Source organism: Pseudoalteromonas sp. MB41 (genome assembly GCF_020966275.1).
GTDB lineage: Bacteria > Pseudomonadota > Gammaproteobacteria > Enterobacterales > Alteromonadaceae > Pseudoalteromonas > Pseudoalteromonas lipolytica.
In genome coordinates this window covers 1-5,756 of sequence record NZ_JAJJZF010000050.1, presented here as the reverse complement: position 1 = coordinate 5,756, position 5,756 = coordinate 1, and the positions used below count along the sequence as shown (strand labels likewise).

Genomic DNA, 5,756 nt, shown 5'->3' with positions numbered 1-5,756 from the left:
ACTGAAACGACGGGTGCGTCATTTAAACCTTCAACCGTCAACATAAACGTCGTGCTTGCAGCATCTGATGGGTTCTCAATGTCAGAAACAACCACCGTCACTTCTGTTTCACCGTAGAAATTCTCATTGGGTGTTACGGTGACTGTATCGCCATCAACTTCAAAACTTACATTGTCTGAAATAACTGAAATTTCATTTTTCGAGTTTGTTTCATCAATATAGTGAACATCAAAGCTAATTGCTGTTTCTTCTGTGGTTACCATATCGTCAAGCGCTACAACCGTGATGTTGCTTGGTACACTGAGTGTCGCAGTCGTTGTCATGTCATTTAGGCCAGAGATAGCTGCTTTCGCATCAATATTTAGCATTTGACCTGCCGCTGATGGCAATACTTCTGCCCATGCCGTTACTTCGAACTGTGATGATTCTGGGCCAACGTAATCCATACACACAACATAGTCGTCACTAATAACTTCATCTAGATTGTTATAAGCAACTTGAACGCCGCGATATTTATCAAGTGGACCGTATTCATATACTTCGCCACGGAAACCTTGAAGACCAATACTGCCGTGCGGACGGGTCGTACCAAAGTCAAGATTATCGTATGCATAGTAAATTTCGTGCTCACCTTTACCAAAACGCGTATTTGCATTGAATAGCACTTGGAAGTCGAATGAGTTATCACGTTTTGTATAACTGTATGTACCTGTTGAACGGTCATAAACAGGATCGTCATAATCAGATGCATTATCCCACTCAACAATACCCCATCCCGTTGCAGTACTTGCTAGTGAAATACCCTCGTTTGACGATAAGCCAACAGACATTACAGAGCGTAGTAAGCCTTGTTCAGAGAATTCCCAACCACGCCATAATGGACCCATGTTTTCAAATGGGAATGAATTATATGGGAACGGATTGTGAACTGGGTAGAAGAAGCGACTACCGCTTGTATTCACCGTACCCATGCCGCGAATTTGGATAACCTGGTTCTGAATGTTTGTATTTCCAGTGTTATTATACAAACTGAAGTTATCGTACGCACCATTGTAAAAACTTGCGATAGGTAAAGTATAGCCATCACGATAGTTATATAGGTTTTGATCATCAAAACCTGATAGCAGCGGCATAATCCCAAACTGTGATAAATCTACATAACCACCTGGGTTTGCATTACCAAAGTCAGGTGTTCGACACATCTCATCAGTAATGTTATCGGTAACAATGTAGTCTGGCTCAACATCGCGCGTATCAGCCTGCATTCCTGTTACAATAACCTTGCCATCAACAACTTCAATATTGATTTCTGATGTTGTTGATATTGCAACATTTTCAGCTTTAACATCCAGACCTTCTGGAATCGCTAGTTCAAGAGTAAATTCACGGTCAACACCTGAGTTATTTGCCAATACTTCAAAAGTATAAGGAACGAAGTCACCGACTTTAGCACCTGTATTCGGCGCATCTAGGTGCGCAACATCTTTACCACGATTAATCTTGAATGGAATAGAACCTAAGTTACCAGGATTAACTGCTGATGTGCCCACATCCAATAATGAGTAGTAAACACTATTAGCATCAAATTCCATGTTCCAATCAACAGTCATGTCAACTTTGTTTAAACCATCACTCGCAGGAAGGCGTGCTGTCATCCCTGTTGCAACTTGCTCTGATACAACAGCCGTTGCCAGTTCAAAGGTTTCTTCAACTGGACCTACAGAGGTTTTATTACTGCTATATAAAACAACCCAATATTCACCTTCTTCAGGGTTATTAATATTACAGAAGTTGTTGTAGATTCGATGGTTAGATACGCATAAAATCTCATCTTGAGGCTGAACAATACCATCGCCATTGTAGTCTTTACCTACATAAACGATTGGATTACCTTTTTTCAGTGAACCATCAAGTTCCGATTCAACACTGACAGTTTCTGCAATAAAACGTTTAGAATTAGCGGGGACGGTTACAAACTTAGTGAATGTTGCTTCATCTAAGATATCTTCAGCAGCTACATCATCTTTACGATTCATTGTCCAAGGGAAAGTAGTATCGTCATCTTTTGGCAGTGTTACAGAAGTAATTTCTGCTTTCACTGGTTCATAGACACGTGCTACAGGTGCTTCGATGTTTGGTAACATAATGCCTTTAGCAACATACGTTCCTTCGTCAGAATGCGCAGTTGTAGATAGCATTGAAGGTAAGTTACCGCGATCATATTTAAACGCTACAGGCCAATGCGCATCTGGAATACCCGCTTCCTCAGCTTGGAATACTAGGTTCGTGTGTAGCTCAACTTCAGAGTTACTAAACCAATCTTGCGTATCCATAATCGACGCTTTAACGATAATGGTTTGTGTCTCACCTTTTTTCAATGAGAAAGTTTTCGGGAAGATATCAATATTCACACCATTTTGAGCGGATTGTGAATTAACATCATAACTCCAGTTTTCAACATCCTCATGACTAACGGTCCAAGTACCGTCTTCTGTCGCTTTAATCGTTCGCACCCATTGACACTCTGGTGCACATGAGAAGTTAACTAAATTAGGCAAGTTAAGTTTATGCGGTGTACCGCCATTGAATGGATCTGCAGCTAAGAAGTTATCTGCTGACTCATCCATGACAAAGCCCGCTTTTGCTGCTAGCGCAACATTTATGCGACCCGCACCTGAACGATAAGTCTTCGCATCTGCAACTACATCATTTTTATTATTTAAGCGGTGATATTTAACCACATTTTCAGCCGTCATTGATAATGCTGACTGAACTTCAGCTGCAGTCCAATCTGGGTGAATTTGACGAAGTAACGCCATTGAACCCGCAACATGTGGAGATGCCATTGAAGTACCACTAATTGCCGCATAATCTTGGCCATGTGGTGTTACAAACGGATGCTCATCAGAATAAGCAGCATAGATATCAACACCCGGAGCAGCAAGTGTTGGTGCGAGCACTTCTATATTTGAGAATGAAGGACCACGCGATGAGAACGTTGCTAACCAATCAGCATCTTCAGCGTTAACTCGACGCTCAATCACCGTTGGTTTAATAGTGATCATATGGCCCATTTCTGAATAACTATCGACCCAGTCTTCTAGGCCATCATTACCATCAACACCATTCCATTGATCATACGTAAAGTGTACGCCAGGTAAAGAATAGCTTTCTGCAACAGTACCTTGAGCACCATCACGGTTGTACATGATGAAACCATCCGCTCCACCGGCTTTCACGTGATCAACTTTTGCTGTACGTGCATTCGCAGCAGGATCAGCTGCTAAGTGACGCTGACAAATAACAATAACGTTAGTCGTTCCATCAGCCGCACCCGCTATCTCCGTGCCATCCTTATAGAAGTTAAAGGTATTTTCAGGGTAATCAGCTGTACAATAACCGTTGTAATCTTTGAAACCATTAACATCTTCATAGTCTTTAGCCCAAACAACAACCCCGGTGATTTCTTCACTGTTGATTGCGCCCCCTACTAGACCCGTTTCTGACCAGCTAGGAACCTCAGATCCAAGTGAGGCATCTGCAAAACCAGCGAACTCAACGGCGGTTTCAACAGCAACACTACGGCCGTGTGTAGTCGCTGCAACTTGCGCCAGCCAAGGCGATGAGTTATCTAAATAACCAAAACACTCTGCGCTGCCACACCCTTGTCCGCTATTACCAGCCGCTGCTGCGACGTTACCCGCTGCAGTTGATGCAACGTGTGAACCGTGACCTTGATAATCCTCACCAATTGCAGGCCAACCTGGGATCATGGCATCAAATGCATCAGTGATCACATCATAAGAACGCACACCGATTAACTTACTATTACATTGGATTTCTTCAGGTTCTTCAACACAGTCACCCACATAATTACCGCTACCAAATGGATTAATGTGCTCATAACCATCATCACCTACTGCAGCAAATGATGGGTGATCAGAGTTAATACCCGTATCGATAATGCCGACAATCTGGCCTTCACCTTTGCCTTTAATACCGCTGGGAACACTTGTGCCATCCCACACTTGGTCTGCACCAATATGACGAGGGCCTTCATCAGATAAAAGATCGTAATTTTTTGAACGCATAACAGAAGCGACCGCTCCTAGTTCAGCAACACTCATTGCTTCACGTTCAGTCATTTTTACAGAGAAACCATTCAATGCTTTAGTGAACTGACGACGCATTTCTGTACGGCCTGTTACAGCCGTTACGCTTTGCATAACAGTGCGTTGTTTTGTAAGTAGCTTATTTTGGTACTCGGTCACGGCAGAAATCGACGGCTGACCTTTTTCGAAAACCTTTGTCACACCTTGAGTTTGCATTATTTTCGCTAAAGGCGAATCGAACTCACGCGCTTCAAGTGCAACAGAGTTATCTCTTAAGCGAACAATATAAATATGCTCACCGTCTAGGCCTTCTTCAGTAAACTTTTTATTTTGTCCACTCAATTGCACATTTAGACCATCATTCTGCATCATGCTAGTTGAGTCGCCTTGATTGTACTCTTTGCTAAATGCTTTGATTTCTTCAAATGTAATATTAGGTGCTTTTAATTGATTTTGTGTTTTAAGCTGACTATCAACACCGACTGCATGAGCAGCGCTGGCACTATAGATAGCTGCGGCAACAGCAATCGAGAGAGTTTTCACTTGCATAAAGTATCCCCTGGATAGTTAATTAGTATAATTATTCAAGCTGGGTGGATATCCATTCCACCGCTCGCGCTTATAATATAACCACAGAGAATTAAAAAACTACCTACATTCGTGTAGCCTTTTGTACACACAATTAACATTTAAGATACTTAAAACTCCTGTAATCGTATTTTTATTTGCAATTAATAAATAGAAGCACCCTATTTTAGGGTAAGTTCACTCATAGGCAGCAGCAAAACCGTTTTTATTATTTACTTTTTGTAAACAATGTAGCGGTGATAATTCCTGTATCGTTGCAGCCACTCATAAGACGTTTTTAACACTCGGCTTCCTCCCCTCAAAATGAGTAAGCATTATTGCGAATTGGTATGAGGAATCCTAAAAACGAAAAAAGGGCCCGAAGGCCCTTTGTCACATAACACACTTAGGGAGTGATTAGCTGCGCTTTGCTTTACGGCGTCTTAAGCCTGCAAAACCTGCCATTAGAAGTGTTAGCCACGCAAGTGAGCCGCTTGAGCTCGACTTCGCTTCTACTTCAGGTTGTACCGTCACTTCTTGTGCAGTAACAGTTACTGAAACACCTAACTCCATCGCGTCAACACCATCGCTTACTGTTACTGTAAATTGATGCTCTCCAACGCTTAAACCAGACACTTCTGTAACTGCTGATGTCGGGCTTGCTATTACACCAGGACCTTCCCATGAGAAAGTTAACTCATCATTATCTAAATCATGTGATGCCGATGCATCAAGGGTTAGTACGCCGCCTTCCGTCATTTGTTGAGCACTTGCTTCAACTGAAACGACGGGTGCGTCATTTAAACCTTCAACCGTCAACATAAACGTCGTGCTTGCAGCATCTGATGGGTTCTCAATGTCAGAAACAACCACCGTCACTTCTGTTTCACCGTAGAAATTCTCATTGGGTGTTACGGTGACTGTATCGCCATCAACTTCAAAACTTACATTGTCTGAAATAACTGAAATTTCATTTTTCGAGTTTGTTTCATCAATATAGTGAACATCAAAGCTAATTGCTGTTTCTTCTGTGGTTACCATATCGTCAAGCGCTACAACCGTGATGTTGCTTGGTAC

The 5,756-nt window shown here is 42.2% G+C and carries 2 protein-coding genes; both read right to left on the bottom strand.

The annotated features are described in order from the left end of the window. Positions 1 to 4,661 (bottom strand): S8 family serine peptidase (locus LPA49_RS22385; RefSeq protein WP_326847816.1); only part of this gene is annotated, 4,661 nt, incomplete at its 3' end. 435 nt (positions 4,662 to 5,096) lie between these two features. Beyond that, positions 5,097 to 5,756, bottom strand: a 660-nt coding sequence (locus LPA49_RS21975) for a GlyGly-CTERM sorting domain-containing protein (protein WP_141687268.1), incomplete at its 5' end; no start/stop codon positions are given.